Source organism: Nocardia sp. NPDC102475 (genome assembly GCF_055584605.1).
In genome coordinates, this window is sequence record NZ_JBVJLS010000033.1 from 17,821 (window position 1) to 37,995 (window position 20,175).

The window sequence follows — 20,175 nt, forward strand, 5'->3', positions numbered from 1 at the left end:
CTCTACTTTCCTTCGAAGACGGGGGTGCGGTGTTCGGCGAATGCGGCGACACCCTCGGCCCAGTCCCGGGTGGCCATCAATTCCAGGAGCTCGCGCTGCTCAGTGGCGAACGCGACGTCGAGGGCGTCGTCGCGGTGCAGTGCCGCCTTCATCCGGGCCAGCGCGAGTGGCGCCTTCGCCGAAAGGGTTTCGGCGAGCGCTCGAGCCGAGCCGAGCAGAAGATCCGTGGCAACCGCGGCATGCGCCAACCCCCAATCGAGTGCCTGCCGACCGGTGAATCGCTCTCCGAGGATCAGCATGTCCGTGGCCCTGCGCAGGCCGACCAGACGCGGGAGCCGGTTGGTCACGCCACCACCGACGAAGGTGCCGATGCTCACCTCGGGAAACCCCATCCGCGCGTCCTCGGCCATGACCAGGAAATCCGCGCTGACGGCCAGCTCCGCACCGGCACCGAGGGCGTATCCGTTGACCGCTGCCACCACCGGGGTGCCCATCGTCTGGATCTGCTCGCATGCGCGCTGGCCCAACTCGACGTAGCGCGCCTGCTCCGCGGGAGTCCTGGTGCCGGAGTTGTGCGCTTTCAGGTCGGCACCCACGCAGAACGCCCGTCCGGCACCGGTGAGGACGACACAGCGGATACCCGGATCGGAGTCGGCGGCATTCAGCTCGTCGATCAGCGTTAGGTACAGCTCCGCGCTGACGGCGTTCAGTCGTTCGGGCCTGTTGAGAACGAGCGTTGCGATGGAACCGGATCTGCTCACCAGCACGGTGGACATGGGCCTCACTTCTTCCTCGGCGGGTTCTACGACTGCACTATGCCATAGATTTTGCATAGTTCACATGTTATGCAATTGCTATTGCGTTGAACCGGCTGGGCGTGTTCCATGTCACTACTGCTATCGGGCAACGGCCCACGGTTCAGGGAAGAAGGCATCGTGCCAACCTCGGGAAATCTGAAGCACAGCATCAACACTCGGCAGCTGACGATGATCGGCATCGGTGGAGTGATCGGCGCCGGGTTGTTCGTCGGCAGCGGCAAAGCGATCTCCGCGGCAGGCCCGGGCATCGTCATCGTGTACCTACTCACCGGCCTGGTGATCATCCTGGTAATGCGCATGCTTGCCGAGCTGGCGACGGCCAGCCCCGAAACGGGATCGTTCTCGAGCTACGCCTCCCGTGAACTCGGTACCTGGGCTGGACTGTCGGTGGGCTGGGTCTACGCCTATCACTGGTGTGTCACAGTCGCTTTCGAGGCCATTGCCGGCGCGGCGGTCGCCCATCAGCTCCTGCCGTCGGTGCCGACCTGGCTGTATTCCCTGATCTTCATGAGCGCCTTGACCGGCGTAAACCTCGCGGCGGTAACGTCTTTCGCGCGTTTCGAGTTTTGGTTCGCGATGATCAAGGTTGTCGCGATCGTCGCCTTCATCGCAATCGGCCTCGCGGCCATCTGTGGCCTGCTTCCGCACTACCGGGCGCCGGGAACGGTCAACCTGCTCGGGCACGGTGGCCTGTTCCCGAATGGCGCGATGCCATTGCTCGTGGCGTCGTTGACGGTGTTCTTCTCGTATTTCGGCACCGAACTGGTCACGATCGCCGCGGGCGAGGCGCAAGATCCGGTCAGCGCGGTGCGCGCGAGCATGCGCAGCGTCGCCGGCCGCATCCTGATCTTCTACGTCGGCTCGGTACTTGTTGTCGTCACGCTATTGCCCTGGAACACAACGCAAGTCACGGAGAGCCCGTACACCGCCGTGCTGGATCAGCTCGACATTCCGGGTGCGCAGACAACCATGAATCTGGTGGTGCTCACGGCGGTGCTGTCGTGCCTGAACTCGGGTCTGTACTCGTCATCGCGGATGCTGTTCTCGCTCTCGCGCCGCGGTGAAGGCCCCCGCGTGCTGAGCAGGACCGCCCGCTCCGGGGTCCCGGTCGCCGGTGTTCTCGCCGCTTCGAGCGCCGGATTCCTGGCGGTCGTGGCGAACTACTTCCTGCCCACCGGAGCGGTTTTCACCTTCCTGCTCAGCTCCTCCGGTGCGGTCGCGGTCGTGGTCTACCTGTGCATCTGCGCCACTCAGATCGTCGGGCGTCGCCGTAAGACCGCGGCGCAGATCACTGCTCTGCCGGTGAAGATGTGGGGCGCCCCGTACGTGTCCTACGCGGTCGGAGTCATCCTGCTGGCCATCGTCGGTGGAATGGCCCTGAATTCCGGTACCCGTACGCCGCTCGCGCTGACCCTACTGGTCACCGCGACTGCGGTCACCGCAGGTGTGATTCATCAGCGCCGGGCTGGTGCGGCCCAACTGGCCGCGGCGGAGTAGCCGACCGCACCGAGGTCATTCGGGGGCGTAGACGCCGAACTCGCTCAACAGCTTTTCCTCCTCGAGCAGCGTCGGGCGCACTTCATGCCCCAGGACTTGTGCAACGGCACCCGTCATTGCCTGGGCGAGGGAGGTAAAGGCGGTCATCGATCGCAGGATGCCAGCGCTGGACGCATCGACGTAAAACGTATCGTGCGCCGACACCGCCAGCGGTGATACGGCGGTATCGGTCAATGCGATGACGTGGGTACCGCGCTGGCGAGCCCACTGCGCGGCGCGCACGGTGTCGAGGCTGTATCGGTGGATCGACATCGCCACGAAACAATCGCCCGCACGCACCCGGCGCAGTTCATCTGTCAGCGTGCCCGCGGTGGCATCGATCGCCGACACATCCTCGCGCAGCATCCGGAGCAGGTAGGTCAGCAGATACGCCGGAGCGTGGCATTTGCGCAGACCCATCACATGCACCCGGGGAGCGTGAGCCAGCCGATCGACGGCCGAATCCCACATCGCGTCGTCGATACGCGCGAATGTGCGGGCGATATTCGCTTGATCCAGCGCCACGGTCTGTTCGCGCGTCCCGACACCTTCGGCGACGAGGTGTTCGAGGTTGTCGAAGCGGCGCAACAGTTGTGCTTGCTCCTGCAACCGTTCGCGACACAATCGCGTCAGCCCCGGATACCCCTTCAGACCGAGACCATTGGCAAAGCGCACCACCGTGGCCTCGTTGACATCGACAGCGCTGGCGAGCTCGGAAACAGTCATGAACGCCACCGCTTCGGGATCCGACAGCACTCGCCGAGCCAGCTTCTTGTGCGCGGCGGACAGCGAATCCATCCGGCGGCGTATCTGGACTGCCAGTTCGTCGAAGCTCGCCGAACCCGTCGTCTCCGCGCTCGTATCCACCGAACCTCCTCCGCAACCTCGGCACCGCTTTTGCCACGCGGTTCTCTGTCAAGTTAGCCGACTACGCTGCTGGCCTTTGAGGCCACGCTGCTTCACCGCCCAGAATGTCAATGCCGTTACCCGGTCTCCGGGGCGTCATGTCGGCCGGTCGTGATCAAGACTGACTATGTGGGCCTGTTGGCTGAACTTCTCTTGAGTCGCCGCCACTGTGGCCCCGCGAGAGGCCGAGCGAGAGAAATCGTCGCGTCTTGTCTGCGATCCCGCTCGACCTCACCGACGCGTCGAGCCGAATCAAACCACTCACGGCGGCAACGGGTTTCGGTGAAGGAGCTGCGGGCCGTGTGAGGGCGATATCGCCTACGGGGGCGCATGCCTACTCCGCAGCTGCGCTCATGTCCGGGTCGATCCGGCGTAGTGCGGAGGCCAGCCATTCACTCTCGCGGTGCTCGGTTGGCATCGCGGCGAGCCCGTGTATCGCCTCCCCGACTGCTTCGACTGTGTGCCCCAGTAAGGCCAGAACTCCGCCGCGTTGCACAGCCGCGAATCCGGTGCTCCACCAATACATCGACGCGGGGGGTTCCATGCCGTCGGCTGCTTCCGCTGCTGCGTCGGCCATGGTCAGTGCGTGCTGTGCTTCGCGCCTTTCCCCGTGCGCGGCCAGTAGTTCAGCTCGCCGCATTCGCCCGTAGGCGCTAACGATCGGGTGCGCGCCTGGTACCGCCAGTGCGGCGTCTGACAGGGCGATGACCTCGTCATAATTCCCCGCGCTCACCGTCACGTAGCCGAGGAAGCCCAGGCTGTGTGCAAGCCGGTCCGGGGCTCGGGACTCCTTCGCCAGGCTCACGGCCGTGCCGAGGCTACGCCGTGCGACCACGTCAGCGCCGATCGCGTGTTCCAACCATCCCCGGTACTGCGTGACCTCCGACGCGAGAGCCGCCGCTTCGGCCTGCACCGTGCGCGCCTCACGGGCAAATGCCTCGGTCATCGCCGACATGCCCCGCGCTGCGGGAAGTACCGCCACAGCTCCGGCCGCGTCCTCGATGCGGCGCGTAGCCGCCAACATCACGGCCACGTCGGCCAGGGCAGTGGTGTCGACGCTGGCTGGTGTTCGTGCCACGACCGTAAGCCGCTCCACGTCCGTGCCCAGCACCCTCTGGTAGGCGGCGGAGACACCGGCAGGTACCGGGCGCTGGCCGGTCTCGATCAGTGACAGGTACGCCTTGCTGTAGTAGCTCCGCTCGGCCATCGCGCGCAGCGAGATGCCCGCCGCTTCGCGAGCGGCACGCAGGAGCGCGCCCGGTTCCATAACTCCAGCCTAATGCGCTGGCGGGCTGTGGACGCCTGTGAACAGCGAAATCGTATGCGGCCCAGCCCTTGCCTCATAGCGTCGGTGCCAGCCCCGCCGCCGGGTCGACTGTTTCCTCGGCGGCGGGAGCTTGCCAATGATAGGGGACGAAGGGCAGGGGAATGCACGCACTCGGATGGATTGACCCGATATCGCTGACACCCGAATGGGATTCGGCTCAGGTGCGTCGGTTGGGGTATCCGCTGCGCTGGGCGGACCCTGGTTCGGTGCTTGGTCTGGCTGAGCAGGTCGAGTCATCGGGGGCTGATGTGGTGTTGCTGCCGTCGTCGGCGCATCTGGACGCCGTGACGCTTGATCGTGTGATGGCTGTTGCCGATGTTGAATGTGCAACGCCGCGAGAGTCGTTCGGCCGCTGGTCGCCCTTGGGCGGGGTGCGCCGATGAGTGCGGCGCAGGTCGGACTCGTGTTCGCTATCGGTCTGCCTCTTGCGGTGTTCGTCGCAATGATCTTCTGGCCGTCCGGCTATGACGACTGAGATGCCGACAGCAGCAACTCGCTGCCGTACCCGCGATGCCGAGCGAGGCACTACTTCGAGGTCGACAGGATCGTGCGCTGCCTTTTTGGCCTGAACGAATTGGGCAGTCGTGCTCGTAGCCGGATGGCTTGCGCTGTTTGGATTCATCTACACGACGGCCTAATGGTGGGCAGTGGACCATCGACTGGCGTGTGGGTTGCAGGGGTGCGCGTTGAGTTGTAACGCCTCCGCGCTCGATTGCCGAAAGTCCTCGTACAAAGAGTGCTGAGTCGCGGTGGAGGTGGGGTATGCGGGTGCTCGGGTGGACGGTGCTGTTTTGATGGGATTATGAGTCCACGGCTCTACTGGCTGAGCTATCGCCCCGTGTGCGGCGGATACTACCGCCGACGTCGTTGGGGTTATCCGATCCCTCGACCCGGCATCTGTCGCGACGGCTCGAAATACTTTTGAGTTCGTTGCGGCAACGAGCGACCGAAGGAGCTTGAAACTGCTTGGTGCAGTTCGGAGTTCGGCGATGTTATTGCCAGAGTCGCTGACAAGGCAGGGGCTGCAGGGCTTCTCGCATATCTTGGTCGATCAGAATTGTTGCCAGTTGCGTGGCGTGCACTGCCTTGGCGAAAGTGTGGGCTGCTATGGAGTCTGCCCAGTAGTGCAGGGACGGCCAACCCGGAAACTTTACTGTGACATGGCATTGCATTGCGTTACTCGGTGATGTGGTGGAGGTGCGGTGCGTGATCCGAGGTCTGTAGTCGCATAGGGATGTTCGCTTGGGCGTAGCATCGGGTCGGACTCGTGGTCCGATTGCGGGCATTCGGTGGGATTTACCCGTGCCAGCTGCATACCGCGCTGACCGATGGAGATTGCTTTCTCAGGACCTGCTGGCCCGACCGGAGGGAACCTCCCGACAGGTGGTAAGTACAGCGGTTCGCCAACTGGGTAGCCAGTAACAAGAAATCCAAAGTCTGACCCGGTTTGTCCGATTGTCTTCGTATGATCCTCCAAAATCACCCCGTGTATCGCCCGATCTCGGTGTTGCGATCGTGCACCGGTCTGTGCGCCGACCAGGGGTTTCTCGACGTAGCGCCACCGTCGCAACGGCACGCTGCTTATCGGTGTCGGATAGGTCCGATCTGCTGCGGACCCGGCACGGATCGCCGCATGATGGGTGACGTGGGTATAGCCCCACGGTTCTAGCCGAGTTCGTTGTGCTCTCCATGACATAGACGATGGCGCGACAGTATGTGCAGGTCACGTGGACTGTGCCGCGCCCCGACAGGCAAGGAGATTTCCATGGCTATCGGCGACACGATCAGCGGTTCCACCTTCGTTGTCGATCTGGGAAAGTTTCAGGTGGAAACGGTTCAGCAGATCAGTGGGCTATCGCTCGGGGAGGACGCGGTCGAAATCAAACAGGTGACTCCCGATGGCGAGGTGATTGTCGGGAAGCAGCCGGGCTCAGCGCGCGGTGGGGAGATCACGATTACTCGCGGGTTGGACCAGAGCAAGGTGTTCACCGAATGGATCTATACGACCATGACCATGCGAGATGTGGATGATGCTCGCCAAGACATCACGTTGATGGTGCTGGATCCGGATAAGAAGCCGGTCAAACGGGTGCACTTGGCGCGCGCTCGGGCATCCGACTGGCGGGGGCCGTTTCTGGATGCCGGAGCGACCAGTTCGGCGACTGAAGCGGTGACGATCGTCTACGAGGACATCACGGTCGAGAACGCCTGAATGTCGGTACGGAACGATAACCGGGCAGCATCCGCGAGATGTTCAGGTCGCCTGCTCACCGAGGTTGTATTGGTGGTGTAGGCGGTGGACCGCGTCGTCCATGTGCTCGACGAGCAGCGTGCGCGCTCGGCGCACCGGACCAGAGCCGATCGCATCGCGCAGTTCGACGTGCTCTCGTGCTTGCTCACGCAGGTCCGGATACGTTGTCTGCAACGCCCCCAAGCACATTCGGGTTTCGATCAAAAGGGTGCGGGCGGCGCGGACCAGGCGGGGGCTGCCCGCGCTGTCGACGAGAGCCTCGTGGAAGGCTTGGTCGGCGTCGGAAACGCCTGCGGCGTCGCCGTTTTCGGCGTGGGCGCACATGGCGGTGACGCTGGGCTCCAAAGCCGCATAGGCGATATCTCGGCGGCCGTCGAGGATGAGGGCCAGCGCGCCGCCTTCGATGGCGGTTCGGGCGCGGTAGATGTCGACGACGTCGTCGATGGCCAGTTCGATGACGAAGATGCCGCGGTTGCGGATGCTGTACAGGAGGCCCTCGGTGAGCAGGCGCTGCAGTGCTTCGCGGACCGGGCCGCGCGATACGCCGAATCGGGTTGCGAGGTCGGCTTCGCCGAGTTGGGCGCCGGGGGCGAGATTGCCGCGCATGATCGCCTCGCGGAGCCGGTCGGCGATCATTTCCGCCGTCGACTGCCGGTTCACCGGCTCGAAATCAACGACCGACATGGATATGCCTTTCCGAGAAGAGAGAGCCGAGCACCGCGGATGCCATCGTGCTGCCGGTCAGCCGCAGGCCTTCCCAGATGGTGACCTGATTGGCCGTCAACACGATCTTGCCCGAGCGGGCCTCGAGTTCCGGCAATACCCCGAGGGTGTGCATGGCGGTATCCGGGATCAGCAGCGCCTGCGCGTCGGGATGATCATTGGCGGCCGCCAGCTCGCGCACCTGCTCGGCGGTCAAGGTGCCGACTTCCGCGGCGGTGTCGATACCGGCGCTGGAGAAGGCGACCACTTCGATACCGGCATCGGCCAGAAACTCCACGAACAGCCGCGCGACCTCGTCCGGATAGCTCGCGGCGATCGCGACGCGGCGCACGTCGAGCGCCTGCGCTGCCGCGACAAAGGCGAGGCTGGTACTCGAGGCAGGCACCCCAGCGGCCGAAGCCAGTTCGCGCACCTGCTCCCGCGCACCCTGCGGTCCGTATACGAAACTCCCTGAGGTGCAGGCCCATACCACTGCGTCGGGCTTGTCAGATGCGAGCAAGGAAGCGCCGTGGCGCAGCTTGTCCGGACTGCCCAGATCGAGCAGCTCCGGAATGGCGTGCAGATCGGTGCCGTAGATGTGGGCCACCGGCAACCGCACGCCGAGCAGCGATGCGGCGAGTGGGTAGTCGTCCTCGGCCGCGTGGTCCGGGTAGATGAAACCGACGGTGGGTGCCTGCATGTTCTTCCAATCAGAAAACATTGAGTAGCCACTTTCCCGGACCGGTCATCGGCAGCTTCATCCGGCCCAGGCAGGCCCACATGGTGAGCTGATTCGCGGTGAGTACGGGTTTGCCGAGCGCCTGTTCGAGCGGCTCGATGACGTCGTAGGTGGGCAGGTTGGTGCAGCTGACGAAGATCGCCTGGGCCTGTGGGTCGTCCGCGCCGACGATGCGTTCGGCGATGGTGCGGTAGTTGACCTTCCAGATGCCGCCGCCCAATCCCAGGTGGTCCGAACGGATTACGCTGCAGCCGGCCTCGGCGAGGAAGTCGTGCAGTTTGTGGGTGAGAATTTCGTCGTAGGGGGTGAGCACCGAGACTCTGCTGATGTCCAGATGCTGGATCGCCTCCACGAGCGCACCGGAGGTGGTGACGGCGTCCTGCGCTCCGGCCTGGCAGATGGTGTCGCGCAGTGACCTCTCATAGGCGAGCCCCCTGATGAAACTGCCCGAAGTGCAGAGGTAGGCAACGACTTCCGGCTCGACATGCATCACATCGCGCGTCGCCGCCGTCAGATGTACCGGATTGGAGACCAGCTCGGCCATCGCCATCGAAACCGGCACCGGTTCATACGGCGTGCGGGCCAGATGCAGGCTGACGTCCAGCGGTGCCCAGCGCCAGAGTTCGCGTTCGAGCGCGAGGTCGAACGGTGCGATGATCCCGATCCCCCGTTGTGCAACGGGCCCTTCGATATCGGGAAAGCCGAGTTCCAATGCGGCCCCTCTCGCGCTCAGCCGTCATACCTCCGAGAACGATCGGATTGTTGACAATCATACGATGCGATTTTAGTGTGTCAATGTGGAACAGGGCCCGATTGTCACCGTCCTGCACAGTGACAGTGTGCCCGACGCGGACCTCATGGCCCCGGTGGCCGATCGAGCCGAAGTGCGGTACACGGAAGCGCCCGGACTCGCCGACGCACTGCGCGGCGCCGACGCGTTGTTCGTCTACGACTTCCTGACTCGCGCGATCCCCGGGGCTTGGTACGCGGCCGATCGTTTGCGCTGGCTGCATATGGGTTCGACCGGGGTGGATCCGGTGATGTTCCCTGAACTTCGGGAAAGCGAGGTCGTGGTCACCAATACACGTGGCGTATTCGATACGGCCATCGCGGAATACGTCTTGGCGCAGATTCTCGGTTTCGCCAAAGATCTGTCCGGATCGCTGCGTTTGCAGCAACGGCACGAATGGCGGCACCGCGAATCCGAACGCATTTCGGGCGCCTCCGTCCTGATAGTCGGAACCGGCTCGATCGGTCGTGCCATCGCGCGGTTATTGCGCGCGGCCGGGATGACTGTGCGAGCGGTGGGGCGCCGCGCGCGGGCCACCGACCCGGATTTCGGCACCGTGAGCACCGACCTGCTCGCCGAACTTCCCATTGCCGATTACGTCGTCGCGGTCGCGCCACTGACGCCGCAGACCCGGGAAATGTTCGATGCCAAGGCATTCGCCGCGATGAAACCACATGCGAGGTTTGTCAATGTCGGCCGTGGGGAACTCGTTGTGACCGACGACCTTCTCGCCGCACTCAGCACCGGATCAATAGCCGGGGCGGCACTCGATGTGGTGGATCCGGAACCGCTACCGGCGCGGCATCCGCTGTGGGATCTGCCGAATGTGCTTATTACTCCGCACAATTCGGGCGATTTCAGCGGCTGGCGAACCGAGGTCGTCACGGCGTTCATCCGCAATTTCGACAATTGGATCGCCGGCCGGACTTTGGACAACGTGGTCGATAAAGAGCTGGGGTACGTGCCCGGCTGAAGGAGCCTGCCATGAGTTATCCGGACAGCAAAACGCAACCGGCCGCGATGACCGCCGTCGAATTGGTCTCGGCCTACGCGGCCGGCGCCCTGTCCCCGGTCGAGGCGACCGAGGCGATTCTGGAAGCCATCGCGGCGCGCGACGGTGAGGTGAATGCCTACTGTCTGGTCGATCCGGATCGCGCACTGGTGCAGGCGAAAGATTCGGAGGCGCGCTGGAATTCGGGTTACGCCCGCGGGCTGCTCGACGGTGTGCCGATTTCGATCAAGGACATTTTCCTGACCGAGGGCTGGCCGACTCGGCGCGGCAGCACCTCGGTCGATCCGAGTGGTCCCTGGCAGGTGGACAGCCCGGTTGCGGCCCGGCTGCGCGAGGACGGCATGGTGTTCCTCGGGAAGACGACAACGCCCGAAATCGCTTGGAAGGGCGTCACCGACAGCCCGCTGACCGGCATCACCCGCAACCCGGTCGACCCCACGACAACCTCGGGCGGCTCCTCCGGCGGCAGCGCGGCTGCGGTGGCGGCGGGAATGGGTCCGGTGTCGGTCGGCACGGACGGCGGTGGGAGCATTCGCATTCCAGCCGCGTTCTGCGGCATCGTCGGTTTCAAGCCGACGCACGGCCGGGTCCCGCTGTATCCGGCGAGCCCGTTCGGTCCGCTGGCCCACGCCGGGCCGATGACCAGGACGGTCGAGGATGCCGCGCTGCTCATGGACATTCTGGCGCTGCCCGATCCGCGCGATCCGACCGCGCTGCCGCCCACGGTGGCGACCTTCCGCGGCCAGATATCGCGCGAGGTGCGCGGACTCACTGTCGCCTACTCGCCGACGCTCGGTTATGCGAAGGTCGATCCGGAGGTCGCCGCGATCGTGGATGCGGCGGTGCGGCGGCTGGCAGATGCGGAGCTGCGGGTCATCGCGACAGATCCGGGTTTCGAAGACCCGCGCGACGCATTCGAGGTGCTGTGGGCCGCCGGTGCGGCGACCATGTTGGCGAAATTCCCGGACGGCGCGCGCGAGAAGGTGGACAAGGGACTGCGCGCGGTGTGGGAGCGCGGCGAAACCGTCAGTGCCGTCGACTATCTCGACGCCCGCGCGGTCGCCGCCCAACTGGGCATCACCATGGGTGTCTTCCATAACACCTACGATCTGCTGATCACCCCGACCATGCCGATCACCGCATTCGAGGCGGGGCACGATGTCCCGCCCGGCAGCGGGCTCGACGGTTGGCCGCAGTGGACGCCGTTCACCTATCCGTTCAATATGACCCAGCAGCCCGCGATCAGCATCCCCGCGGGCAAGACCGCCGCGGGGCTGCCGGTCGGACTGCAGATCATCGGGCCGCGCCACTCCGATGATCTGGTCCTCGCGGTCGCCCGCTACGCGGAATACGTCCTGGGCTAAAGCGCGTCCTGGGGGTTGGTCACCGAAGACGGCTGCAGTCGGTCATCCAGGAGTCCCTGGAAACGCGGGCACGTCATGATGTCGTCGTACGGGCATTCGCCCTCGAGCATGTCGAGTGCGGCCTGCGCCCGGGCGATCCGGGCCAGCAGCCTCTCGCGGTGGCGGACCGTCACCTCGTGGCGGGCCGGTGCGGACCGGGCGGCCAGCATCGTCCGGATGTCGGCGAGGCCGAAGCCCGCCTCCTTCGAAATCAGGATCGCCGCCACCCGGTGCAGGTCCGCGTCGGTGTAGCGGCGACGGTCGCCGACGCGGGCCGGTGTCAGCAGTCCTTCCGCCTCCCAATGTCGCAGCACGTGTGTCGGCAACCCGAACCGAGCCGCCACCTCGCCGATTGACTTCATGTCGACATTAAGTCGCACAATTGCGGCCATGTCCACGTTGCTCACCCTGCTCGACGCCTTCGACGACCTACCCCAGGTCCTTAACCTGCGAGAACGCACCTACGAAGCGTTGGGCGACACCGTTGTCGACGTCGGTTGCGGGAGCGGGCGCGCCGTCGGCGAGTTGGCCGCCCGCGGGGTGCGGGCCATCGGCATCGACCTGGACCCCGCCATGATCGAGATCGCCATCGAGCGCTGGCCCACAGGCCGGTTCCATGTCGGCGATGCCACCGCGCTACATCTCGATGACGGCTCGGTCACCGGCTACCGCGCCGACAAGGTTCTGCACACCCTCGCCGAGCCCGAGCTAGCCGTCGCCGAGGCCCGCCGGGTCCTGGCCCGGAACGGCCGCGCTGTGCTCATCGGCCAAGATTGGGACACGTTCGTGATCGACTCCGACGATCCCGAACTCACCCGCACGCTCGTCCACGCTCGCGCGGACGGCATGGCCAACCCGCGGGTCGCCCGCCGTTACCGAAACCTCCTGCTGGACAACGGGTTCGTCGACGTTGCCGTCGAGGTCCACACGATTGTGTGGACAGATGCCGCGTGCCTGCCGGTGCTCGCCGATATCGCGGGAGAAGGCGCTTGGCTGGACGGCCAAGGCGCCAGGGCACGCGATGATCGGCTGTTCGTCGCCGTCCCGATGTTTCTCGCGGCTGGGACTCGCGCCGACTGAGCCGATCCCGAATTCTCAGACGCGGGCGAATGCCAAGGTCTCGCCTTGGACACCGTGCAGCCAGAGCGCGTTGCACGCCGTCGCGATATCGGTGAGGCCCTCTTCGATGGTGGCGAAGACATTTCCGGGCACCCAGCCCAAATCCCCATTGATCAGTAAGTTGTTGCGGCCGTAGAACAAAGCGAGGTCGGTGGCGCCCTGCTCGTGGTGCGCCGCCGTACCGGGCTCGTAGCCGTAGGCCGGGTTGCCGATCTCCCACGCTTCGAAATCGAACAGGCACACGTCGCCCGGAATGGGTGTGACGGTCGGGTTCTCCCGATGCGGCGCCGCGACGATCCGGGGCAGCAGGGTGTACACCTCGTTGCGGGCGTATTTGGCGTGGAAGGCGTCGCCTTCTTGCGGCAGCGCATCCCACACGGCCGCGCAGGTCCGCGGTGCCTCGGCGTCGAGCAGTCGGGCTCGGCAGGTCACGCCCGCCTTGGTCAGTGTGATCGAGATGTAGCGGGCCATCGGTTCTGCCTCCTGGTCACGCGGGGAGTTCGGCGAGCACGGTGGACCAGATCGCGAGCGCATCGTCGATCTGGGTATCGGTCACGATCAGCGGCGGGATCATCCGCACCACATTCATATACGCACCGCAGGTGAGCAGCAGCAGCCCCTTCTCGACCGCGAGCCGCTGGGCGGCGACGGCGGTCGCGGTATCAGGTTCGCCTGTGGCGGTGGTGAACTCGGTGCCGCAGAGTAGTCCGAGGCCGCGCACATCGCCGATCGCCTTGGTGGCGCCCTCGCGCAGTCCGGTCAGTAGTTGCGTGCCGCGCGCGGCGGCGTTGTCCACCAACCCCTCCGATTCGATCACCTCGAGTGTGGCGATCGCCGCCGCGCAGGCCACCGCATTGCCGCCGTAGGTGCCGCCCTGCGAGCCGGGCCAGGCCTTGGCCATCAGCTCCCGCGGCGCCGCGATTCCGGACAGCGGGAACCCACTGGCCAGACCCTTCGCGATGGTGATGACATCGGGCCGGACGTCGAAGTGCTGATGTCCGAAGAACTTTCCGGTCCGGCCGAAGCCGGTCTGGATCTCGTCGAAGATGAGCAGAATGCCGTGCCGGTCCGCGCGTTCGCGCAGCCCGCGGAAGAACGCGGCGTTGCCGGGGATGTAGCCGCCCTCGCCGAGCATCGGTTCGACCACGAATGCGGCGGTTTCGGAGGGGGAGGTGACGGTGGCGAAGAGGTAATCGAGTTCGCGCAGTGCGAAGTCGGTGGCCTCGGCCTCGGTCCAGCCATAGCGGTAGGCCGTGGGGAACGGTGCCACGTGCACACCGGACATCAGCGGACTGAACCCGGCGGAGAAGCGGGTGCCCGAGGTAGTCATGGTCGCCGCCGCGACGGTGCGACCGTGGAATCCGCCTTGGAAGACAACGATATTCGGCCGTCCGGTGGCCTGGCGGGCCAGGCGCAGCGCGGCCTCGACCGCCTCGCTGCCGGAGTTGGCGAAGAACAGCGTGTCCAGACCTTCGGGCAGGACTGTGCCGAGTCGCTCGATGAGTTCGAGCAGCGGCCGGTGCATGACGGTGGTGTATTGGCCGTGGATCAGGCTGGCGACCTGGGCCTGGGCCGCAGCGACCACGTGGGGATGGCAGTGGCCGGTGCTGGTTACGCCGATGCCCGCGGTGAAGTCGAGATAGCGGCGGCCGTCGGTGCCGTAGAGGTAGCAGCCCGATCCGTGGTCGACGGTTACCGGGGTGGCCTGCTTGAGAACGGGGGATAACTCGGTCATGATCCGCCTCCCGGGCGCGTATCCGCTGATTGTCTATTGTCGGATTGTTGACAATATGCATAACATGGGCACGGGGTTCACAGCAATGGCCGAAGGCCGCGTCGGGAATGAAAAGGAGCCCACATGCTCACCGAAACCGCCCTGACCGCAGCCGAACGCGCCGCGATCGACACGGTTCCGACCGGACTGTTCATCGACGGCGGATGGCGCGGAACAGCCGCTACGCTCCCGGTCACCGATCCGGCAACCGGCCAGTTGCTCTGTGAGGTGGCCGATGCCGATGCGACCGACGGGCTGAACGCCTTGGCTGCGGCCGATCGGGCCCAAGCGAAGTGGGCGCGAACGACGCCGAGGCAGCGCAGCGACATCCTCATGGACGCGCACCGGGCACTGCTCGCCGATACCGAACGACTCGCGCTGATCACGACGCTGGAAATGGGTAAGCCGCTGGCCGAGGCGCGCGGTGAAATCGCCTATGCGGCAGAGTTTTTCCGATGGTTCGCCGAAGAGGCCGTCCGTCTGGACGGTGGGTACATGCCTGCACCGGCAGGTGGTTCGCGCTTCTTGGTGACCAGACAACCGGTCGGTCCGAGCCTGCTCATCACGCCGTGGAACTTCCCGATGGCCATGGGGGCTCGCAAGATCGGTCCGGCACTGGCCGCGGGATGCACCTGCATCGTGAAACCCGCTGAGCAGACGCCACTTTCGATGTTGGCGCTGGCCGACATCCTGGATCGGGTCGGTGTCCCGGCGGGTGTCGTCAATGTGATCACCACATCCGACCCAGCGGCGGTGATGACACCGCTGATTCTGGACAGCCGTTCGCGCAAGCTGTCGTTCACCGGTTCGACCGCCGTCGGGAAGCTGCTGCTCGAACAGTGCGCGCGGACCGTGATGCGCACCTCGATGGAGCTCGGCGGCAATGCGCCGTTCATCGTGTTCGACGATGCGGACCTCGATGAGGCCGTCGAGGGCGCGCTCGCGGCGAAGATGCGCAATATCGGGCAGGCGTGTACTGCCGCGAACCGAATCTTCGTGCAGCGCGGTGTTGTTGACGAATTCGCGACTCGGCTTGCGGACCGGCTGACGGCGCTGCCGATGGGGCGCGGGACCGAGCCGGGAGTCGTAGTCGGCCCGCTGATCGACGCCGATGCGGTGGCGAAGGTGACCGGCCTGGTCGCCGATGCGGTCCGCCGCGGGGCCACTACCCGCACTGGCGGAGCGGCCTTGGCGGGCCTCGGAAACTTCTATCCCGCAACGGTATTGACCGATGTACCCGATGACGCCGAGATGTGCCACACCGAGATTTTCGGACCGGTCGCAGCGATCGCCGCCTTCGATACCGAAGATGAGGTCGTCGCGCGCGCGAATAACACGCCATACGGATTGGTGAGCTATGTTTTCACCGAAAATCTGCGGCGCGGACTGCGGGTGTGTGAGGCGCTGGAATCCGGCATGGTCGGCTTGAACCAGGGAGTAGTGTCCAACCCCGCCGCACCGTTCGGCGGCGTGAAAGAATCCGGGCTCGGCCGTGAGGGCGGACTCACCGGCATAGACGAATTCCTGGAGACCAAATACATCGGAGTGCGATTGTGACCCACTATCGGATAGCGACCATTCCCGGCGACGGCATCGGTGTCGATGTCACGGCCGAGGCGGTAGCGGTACTGGACGCGGTGCTGCCCGGTATCGAATGGACCGAATTCGACTGGTCCTGTGAGAATTACCTGCGCACCGGAGCGATGATGCCCGCGGACGCGCCTGGTCAACTGGCCGGATTCAACGCGATCCTGCTCGGTGCGGTCGGCTTTCCCGGTGTACCCGATCATATTTCGCTGTGGGGTTTGCTGATTCCGCTGCGTCGCGCCTTCGGCCAGTATGTGAATCTGCGTCCGGTCCGACTGCTGCCCGGCACCGAATCGGCCTTGCGCGACCGTACCGCCGAAGACCTGGACATTCTGATCGTGCGGGAGAATTCCGAGGGCGAATATTCCGCGATCGGCGGCATGCACCATCCCGGTCGCACCGACGAATTCGTCCGGCAGGAATCGATCTTCACACGGGTCGGCTGCGAACGGATCATCCGCTACGCCTTCGAACGGGCCCTCGAACGCGACGGCCGCCTGTGCTCGGCCACCAAATCGAATGGGCTGCTGCACTCGATGCCGTACTGGGACAGCATCTTCGAGCGCATTGGCTCGGAATATCCGCAGGTGGAGACCCGACAGCTGCATGTCGACGCGTTGGCCGCCGAAATCGTGCTGCATCCGGATCGGCTCGATGTGATCGTCGGATCGAATCTCTTCGGCGATATCCTGTCCGACCTGGCCGCCGCGGTAACGGGTGGCCTCGGCCTCGCCCCATCGGGCAATATCAATCCCGAGCGCACGGCGCCGTCGATGTTCGAGGCAGTACACGGTAGCGCGCCCGATATCGCCGGACAGGGCATTGCGAATCCGGTTGCGCAGATTCTCGCCGGAGCAATGCTGTTGGAGCACTTGGGCGAACATGCGGCCGCCGCGGCGGTCGATCGCGCGGTCTGCGATGTGCTGCGCGAAGGTCGAATTCGCACACCGGATCTCGGCGGCACCGCGACGACTGGCGAGCTCGGCAGCGCGATTGCGCACCGTGCGGCCGAATTGGTCGAGACCGGTTCGGTTTTCGCGCAACCGTAGGTTCGTATCGTCATGTGACCGCAAAGAATTCGGCAGGTCGATCGCAAAGTTCATCCGAGAGCATGGGGCGACTCGCGTGTCTGCGGAAGGACTGGGTCATGAAGTTCGAATTCGAGGGTGCGCGCAGGCGATTGCGTCGCGCCATGGCCGCTGCGGTGGCCGCGGCCAGCCTCGTAGTGGTAGCGGGCTGCGGATTGGGCGGCGACGATGCGGCGGCGGTGACCTACGAGGATGCGAAATCCTCGGGCAAGATCAAGGTCGGCTTCGCCAACGAGGCGCCGTGGGCCTTCCTCGGCGCGGACGGCCAGCTGACCGGATATGCGCCGACCGTCGCCCGCGCGGTATTGAAACGACTCGGCATCAACGAAATCGAAGGCGTCGTCACCGATTTCGACGGACTGATCGACGGCGTTCGGGCCAAGAACTACGCATTCGTCGCGGCGGGCATGTTCATCAATCCGAAGCGGTGTGCGAGTTCGGCATTCGCCACTCCCGACTACCAGGTCGGTTCGTCATTCCTGGTGCCGGAAGGCAACCCACGCAATATCAACAAGTTCGAGGACATCACCCGGGAGAACGTCCGGATAGCCACGCTGGGTGGCGCGGTCGAGAACGGCTACGCGCAATCCTCGGGTGTGCCATCCCAACTCATCGAGCCGATGGCCAAACAGGACGACATCCTGCGCGCGGTGCGCAACAAGGATGTCTACGGCGCGGCGATGCTGGACGTCACGGCCGCGTGGCTGGTGAAGAACAATCCGGACGCCAACCTGGCGGTCGGCCCGTCCTTCCGCTTCGGCAATAAGCCGGATGTCGGCACCTTCAACTTCCGCATCGGTGATGACAAGTTCCGCGAGGACTTCAACCGCGAGCTGCGCGCACTGCACGAAAGCGGTGAATGGTTGAAGCTGGTGGAGCCGTTCGGCCTGACCAAGGCGAACGAGGCCGATCCGGCGGCCACGGCCGAGCAGTACTGCACGGCTTGACCTCGTGTCGTCGCATTTCTCGACCTACCTCGAGCGGGTACTCCAGGGTCTTCCTTTCACGCTGTGGGCTGCGGTCGGCGGCATCGCGCTGACCGTCGTGCTGTCCTTCGTCGCCGGAATCGCCATGCTGTCGCCGTATCTGCCGGTGCGGTTCGTCACCCGCATCTATGTGGAGGGGTTCCGGGGCAGCTCGGAGGTGGTGCAGCTGTTCTTCTTCGCGGTGGCGATACCGATCTTTTTCGGAGTATCGCTCGGTGCGACGGCGAAGGGTCTGCTGGTCATCGGCATTATCGTGCTCGGTCTCAACCATGGCGCCTACGGTGCCGAAATAGTCAGGGGTGCGATCGGATCCGTGCCGCAGGCACAGGTCGAGGCCGCGATCGCGCTGAATCTCTCACCGGCCCAACGCATGTGGCGGGTAGTCCTGCCGCAGGCCGTGGTGGAGATGCTGCCGTCGTTCAACAACCTGTTCATCCAGCTCGTGAAAGCAACTGCGCTGCTGAGCTTTATCGCGGTGCCCGAGGTGTTCAAGAAGGCTGATGAACTGCGTGCGGTACCTGCGTTCTCTCGCGAACTCGGTCTCATCTACGGGATTCAGCTGGTCGTGTACCTGCTGATCGCGGTGGTGATCACGGTGATCATGCGGGTGCTGGAGCTGCTGGCGGCCCGGCGGGTCGGGCGGCGGCCGAAGCGATCGAGCATTCGACTCTCGGCACATGTGGGGGTCTGATGGAGAAATGGCGGTGGGACCGCTTCTTCGATGCCTTTCCCTTCATTTGGGACGGGCTGCTCGTCACGATCCAGTACACCCTGCTCGGGTCGCTGGTCGCGTATGTGCTCGGTCTGATCTTCGCGGTGATCCGGCGGCTGCGGATTCCGGTGGTTGATCAGCTGCTGTGGGCGTTCATCGAATTCATCCGCAGCACACCGCTTTTGGTGCAGGTCTTTTTCCTGTACTGGGTGGTGCGTCCGGACCTGCTCGGCGGGCTGTCCATCGACACCCAACGGCTGGTTGTCGGCGTGACCGCACTGGGCGTGCACTATGCCTGCTACACCTCGGAGGTGTTCCGCGCGGGCATCGACGCGGTGCCCGCTGCGCAATGGGAGGCGGCCACGGCGCTGAATCTGCCGCGCACGCGCACCTGGGTCGATGTGATTCTGCCGCAGGCGGTGCCGCGGGTGCTGCCCGCGCTCGGCAATTACATGATCGCCATGTTCAAAGAGGTGCCGCTGCTGTCCTCGATCGTCATCCTCGACATGGTTTATCAGGTCAAAACCGAGTACGCCGCCGATACCGGCGGCGCGGGACCCGAGGCCTGGTTCGCGGCCGGTCTGACCTTCCTCGCGCTGAGCTATCCGTGCTCGATCCTGGTACGAAAGTTGGAACGACGTGTCTGAACCGATGATCCGGTTCACCGGTGTGGAAAAGCGCTACGGCGCCACGGTGTGCCTGGACGAACTCGATTTCGCCATTGCGCCAGGTGAATTCGTCACTTTGATCGGGCCGTCCGGATCCGGCAAAACCACCATTCTGCGTCTGCTCATGGGGCTCGAGCGGATAGACGCGGGCACCATCGAAGTCGGCGGAGAATTGCTCAGCCACCAGCGGCGCGGTGACAAACTGGTGCCCGCCGGTCCGGCGCACCTACGCCGGATGCGCCGCAAGATCGGGATGGTCTTCCAGCAGTTCAATCTGTTCCCGAATATGACCGTGCTGCGCAATGTCACCGAGGGCCCGGTCCGCGGTCTCGGCCAGTCCAAGGATGCCGCCGAGGAGCGGGCGCGAAAGTTGCTCGAACTGGTCGGGCTCACCGACAAGATCGACGCCCGTCCCGCGCACCTGTCCGGCGGCCAGCAGCAGCGAGTCGCCATTGCCAGGGCGTTGGCCATGGAGCCGGAAGTGCTGCTGCTCGACGAGGTGACCTCGGCGCTCGACCCGGAGTTGGTGACCGGCGTCCTGCATCTGCTGGCGGATATCGCGGCCGATACCGAGATCACGTTCCTCTGCGTCACCCACGAAATGCAGTTCGCCCGAAAAGTTTCCGATCGCGTAATGATGTTCGACGCGGGGCGCGTGCTCGAGGACGGTGATCCGGAACGAATCTTCACCGATCCCCGGCAGGATCGGACTCGCGAATTCTTACAGGCGGTCTTGGATGAAAACTGACCGCCGATC

General features: G+C 64.8%; 20 protein-coding genes. 11 read left to right on the top strand and 9 right to left on the bottom strand.

Features of this window, described 5'->3' with window-relative positions; translation table 11 throughout:
- Window positions 1–2: 2 nt before the first annotated feature.
- Window positions 3–776, bottom strand: coding sequence for an enoyl-CoA hydratase/isomerase family protein (locus tag ACZ60G_RS38835; protein WP_465816928.1), 774 nt, complete (start codon window positions 774–776; stop codon window positions 3–5).
- A 159-nt stretch (window positions 777–935) separates the two neighbouring features.
- Between ACZ60G_RS38835 and ACZ60G_RS38840 the strand changes: the two genes are divergently transcribed.
- On the top strand, window positions 936–2,315 hold the full coding sequence (locus ACZ60G_RS38840) for an amino acid permease (protein WP_465816930.1): 1,380 nt from the start codon (window positions 936–938) through the stop codon (window positions 2,313–2,315).
- A 15-nt stretch (window positions 2,316–2,330) separates the two neighbouring features.
- Here ACZ60G_RS38840 and ACZ60G_RS38845 read toward each other — a convergent pair whose 3' ends face one another.
- Both ACZ60G_RS38845 and ACZ60G_RS38850 read right to left on the bottom strand, forming a co-directional pair.
- A complete protein-coding gene (locus ACZ60G_RS38845; RefSeq protein WP_465816932.1) occupies window positions 2,331–3,221 on the bottom strand; it encodes a MurR/RpiR family transcriptional regulator in 891 nt (296 codons plus the stop codon).
- A 373-nt stretch (window positions 3,222–3,594) separates the two neighbouring features.
- Complete coding sequence (locus tag ACZ60G_RS38850) at window positions 3,595–4,527, bottom strand: helix-turn-helix domain-containing protein (protein ID WP_465816934.1); 933 nt, start codon at window positions 4,525–4,527, stop codon at window positions 3,595–3,597.
- A gap of 1,825 nt (window positions 4,528–6,352) precedes the next feature.
- Here ACZ60G_RS38850 and ACZ60G_RS38855 point away from each other — a divergent pair.
- Entirely contained in the window at window positions 6,353–6,799 is a 447-nt protein-coding gene (locus tag ACZ60G_RS38855) for a phage tail protein (protein ID WP_465816936.1), read from the top strand.
- A 42-nt stretch (window positions 6,800–6,841) separates the two neighbouring features.
- Here ACZ60G_RS38855 and ACZ60G_RS38860 read toward each other — a convergent pair whose 3' ends face one another.
- From ACZ60G_RS38860 to ACZ60G_RS38870, 3 genes are read right to left on the bottom strand one after another with little or no spacing between them, the layout of a single operon-like run.
- Window positions 6,842–7,522 (bottom strand): GntR family transcriptional regulator, encoded by a 681-nt coding sequence (locus ACZ60G_RS38860; protein ID WP_465816938.1) that lies wholly within the window; start codon window positions 7,520–7,522, stop codon window positions 6,842–6,844.
- Window positions 7,509–8,240 (bottom strand): maleate cis-trans isomerase family protein, encoded by a 732-nt coding sequence (locus tag ACZ60G_RS38865; RefSeq protein WP_465817025.1) that lies wholly within the window; start codon window positions 8,238–8,240, stop codon window positions 7,509–7,511. The genes ACZ60G_RS38860 and ACZ60G_RS38865 overlap by 14 nt, the downstream gene beginning before the upstream one ends.
- Window positions 8,241–8,250: 10 nt before the next feature.
- A complete protein-coding gene (locus tag ACZ60G_RS38870) occupies window positions 8,251–8,991 on the bottom strand; it encodes a maleate cis-trans isomerase family protein (RefSeq protein WP_465816940.1) in 741 nt (246 codons plus the stop codon).
- Window positions 8,992–9,076: 85 nt separating this feature from the next.
- Between ACZ60G_RS38870 and ACZ60G_RS38875 the strand changes: the two genes are divergently transcribed.
- Both ACZ60G_RS38875 and ACZ60G_RS38880 read left to right on the top strand, forming a co-directional pair.
- Complete coding sequence (locus ACZ60G_RS38875) at window positions 9,077–10,042, top strand: D-2-hydroxyacid dehydrogenase (protein WP_465816942.1); 966 nt, start codon at window positions 9,077–9,079, stop codon at window positions 10,040–10,042.
- A gap of 11 nt (window positions 10,043–10,053) precedes the next feature.
- Entirely contained in the window at window positions 10,054–11,445 is a 1,392-nt protein-coding gene (locus ACZ60G_RS38880) for an amidase (protein WP_465816944.1), read from the top strand.
- On the opposite strand, the gene ACZ60G_RS38885 is transcribed toward ACZ60G_RS38880, so the two are convergent.
- The gene (locus tag ACZ60G_RS38885) at window positions 11,442–11,846 is read right to left on the bottom strand and encodes a helix-turn-helix domain-containing protein (protein WP_465816946.1); all 405 of its coding nucleotides are present in this window, start codon (window positions 11,844–11,846) and stop codon (window positions 11,442–11,444) included. The genes ACZ60G_RS38880 and ACZ60G_RS38885 overlap by 4 nt on opposite strands.
- 28 nt (window positions 11,847–11,874) lie before the next feature.
- On the opposite strand from ACZ60G_RS38885, the gene ACZ60G_RS38890 reads away from it, so the two are divergent.
- Window positions 11,875–12,564, top strand: coding sequence for a methyltransferase domain-containing protein (locus tag ACZ60G_RS38890; protein ID WP_465816948.1), 690 nt, complete (start codon window positions 11,875–11,877; stop codon window positions 12,562–12,564).
- A 15-nt stretch (window positions 12,565–12,579) separates the two neighbouring features.
- Here the strand turns inward: ACZ60G_RS38890 and ACZ60G_RS38895 are convergent, their stop codons facing one another.
- Window positions 12,580–13,074: a DUF3830 family protein gene (locus tag ACZ60G_RS38895; RefSeq protein ID WP_465816950.1), complete on the bottom strand. Its 495-nt coding sequence runs from the start codon at window positions 13,072–13,074 to the stop codon at window positions 12,580–12,582.
- Between the two features lie 16 nt (window positions 13,075–13,090).
- Window positions 13,091–14,338, bottom strand: a complete 1,248-nt coding sequence (locus ACZ60G_RS38900) for an aspartate aminotransferase family protein (RefSeq protein ID WP_465816952.1) — start codon at window positions 14,336–14,338, stop codon at window positions 13,091–13,093.
- A gap of 123 nt (window positions 14,339–14,461) precedes the next feature.
- On the opposite strand from ACZ60G_RS38900, the gene ACZ60G_RS38905 reads away from it, so the two are divergent.
- The 6 genes from ACZ60G_RS38905 (at window position 14,462) to ehuA (ending at window position 20,166) form a co-directional block, all read left to right on the top strand.
- Complete coding sequence (locus tag ACZ60G_RS38905; RefSeq protein WP_465816953.1) at window positions 14,462–15,934, top strand: NAD-dependent succinate-semialdehyde dehydrogenase; 1,473 nt, start codon at window positions 14,462–14,464, stop codon at window positions 15,932–15,934.
- Window positions 15,928–17,013 carry a tartrate dehydrogenase gene (locus ACZ60G_RS38910; protein WP_465817026.1) on the top strand — a complete coding sequence of 362 codons (1,086 nt, stop codon included), beginning with the start codon at window positions 15,928–15,930 and terminating at the stop codon, window positions 17,011–17,013. The genes ACZ60G_RS38905 and ACZ60G_RS38910 overlap by 7 nt, the downstream gene beginning before the upstream one ends.
- Window positions 17,014–17,111: 98 nt before the next feature.
- Entirely contained in the window at window positions 17,112–17,999 is an 888-nt protein-coding gene (gene ehuB / locus ACZ60G_RS38915; RefSeq protein WP_465816955.1) for an ectoine/hydroxyectoine ABC transporter substrate-binding protein EhuB, read from the top strand.
- 4 nt (window positions 18,000–18,003) lie between these two features.
- Window positions 18,004–18,729, top strand: a complete 726-nt coding sequence (locus ACZ60G_RS38920; protein WP_465816957.1) for an amino acid ABC transporter permease — start codon at window positions 18,004–18,006, stop codon at window positions 18,727–18,729.
- Window positions 18,729–19,397, top strand: a complete 669-nt coding sequence (ehuD, locus tag ACZ60G_RS38925; RefSeq protein ID WP_465816959.1) for an ectoine/hydroxyectoine ABC transporter permease subunit EhuD — start codon at window positions 18,729–18,731, stop codon at window positions 19,395–19,397. Before ACZ60G_RS38920 ends, ehuD begins: the two co-directional genes overlap by 1 nt.
- Window positions 19,398–19,401: 4 nt before the next feature.
- Complete coding sequence (ehuA, locus tag ACZ60G_RS38930; protein WP_063040680.1) at window positions 19,402–20,166, top strand: ectoine/hydroxyectoine ABC transporter ATP-binding protein EhuA; 765 nt, start codon at window positions 19,402–19,404, stop codon at window positions 20,164–20,166.
- The last annotated feature ends 9 nt before the right edge of the window (window positions 20,167–20,175 follow it).

Bases quoted from the DNA above. Each gene is read 5' to 3' on its own strand.
- ACZ60G_RS38835 (WP_465816928.1), bottom strand. From the start codon at position 776: ATGTCCACCGTGCTGGTGAGCAGATCCGGTTCCATCGCAACGCTCGTT.
- ACZ60G_RS38850 (WP_465816934.1), bottom strand. From the start codon at position 4,527: ATGGAACCGGGCGCGCTCCTGCGTGCCGCTCGCGAAGCGGCGGGCATC.
- ACZ60G_RS38855 (WP_465816936.1), top strand. From the start codon at position 6,353: ATGGCTATCGGCGACACGATCAGCGGTTCCACCTTCGTTGTCGATCTG.
- ACZ60G_RS38860 (WP_465816938.1), bottom strand. From the start codon at position 7,522: ATGTCGGTCGTTGATTTCGAGCCGGTGAACCGGCAGTCGACGGCGGAA.
- ACZ60G_RS38865 (WP_465817025.1), bottom strand. From the start codon at position 8,240: ATGCAGGCACCCACCGTCGGTTTCATCTACCCGGACCACGCGGCCGAG.
- ACZ60G_RS38880 (WP_465816944.1), top strand. From the start codon at position 10,054: ATGAGTTATCCGGACAGCAAAACGCAACCGGCCGCGATGACCGCCGTC.
- ACZ60G_RS38885 (WP_465816946.1), bottom strand. From the start codon at position 11,846: ATGAAGTCAATCGGCGAGGTGGCGGCTCGGTTCGGGTTGCCGACACAC.
- ACZ60G_RS38890 (WP_465816948.1), top strand. From the start codon at position 11,875: ATGTCCACGTTGCTCACCCTGCTCGACGCCTTCGACGACCTACCCCAG.
- ACZ60G_RS38895 (WP_465816950.1), bottom strand. From the start codon at position 13,074: ATGGCCCGCTACATCTCGATCACACTGACCAAGGCGGGCGTGACCTGC.
- ACZ60G_RS38900 (WP_465816952.1), bottom strand. From the start codon at position 14,338: ATGACCGAGTTATCCCCCGTTCTCAAGCAGGCCACCCCGGTAACCGTC.
- ACZ60G_RS38905 (WP_465816953.1), top strand. From the start codon at position 14,462: ATGCTCACCGAAACCGCCCTGACCGCAGCCGAACGCGCCGCGATCGAC.
- ehuB (WP_465816955.1), top strand. From the start codon at position 17,112: ATGAAGTTCGAATTCGAGGGTGCGCGCAGGCGATTGCGTCGCGCCATG.
- ehuD (WP_465816959.1), top strand. From the start codon at position 18,729: ATGGAGAAATGGCGGTGGGACCGCTTCTTCGATGCCTTTCCCTTCATT.
- ehuA (WP_063040680.1), top strand. From the start codon at position 19,402: ATGATCCGGTTCACCGGTGTGGAAAAGCGCTACGGCGCCACGGTGTGC.